The sequence below is a fragment of the Natrialba sp. PRR66 genome, assembly GCF_034808065.1.
Classification (GTDB): domain Archaea; phylum Halobacteriota; class Halobacteria; order Halobacteriales; family Natrialbaceae; genus Natrialba; species Natrialba aegyptia.
The window spans coordinates 1-375 of record NZ_JAXHGN010000024.1 but is presented as its reverse complement, the minus strand read 5'-3'; the positions used below and the strand labels follow the sequence as shown (position 1 = coordinate 375).

Sequence of the window (375 nt, the reverse complement as noted above, 5' to 3'; positions counted from 1 at the left end):
CGACGGGGACGACGAGGACGTGTACCGGATGGAGACGTCGACGGGCGGCGAGCAGCGGTACCTGAAGGTCGCGGAGTTGACGTTCGAGCTCGACGGCGAGACGCACTCGCTGGCTGGGTACCGTCAGGAGGGCGAGGACCGCAAGTCGCTGTTCGTGCCCTTCCGCGACAAGACGACGGGCCAGCAGACGTACGGCGCGGGCCGCTACATGGAACTGGAGGCCGAGGGCGAGCTCGAGGACGGCCAGGAGGTCCCGGTGGACTTCAACCTCGCGTACAATCCGTTCTGTGCGTTCTCGGACGCGTACGCGTGCCCGCTGCCGCCGGAGGAGAACTGGCTGGAGACGACGATAGAGGCCGGCGAGAAGGACTGGGA

The 375-nt window shown here is 67.5% G+C and carries 1 protein-coding gene; it reads left to right on the top strand.

What is annotated here, in order from left to right:
* On the top strand, positions 1–375 hold a 375-nt coding region (locus SM755_RS23340), incomplete at both ends, for a DUF1684 domain-containing protein (RefSeq protein WP_323174791.1).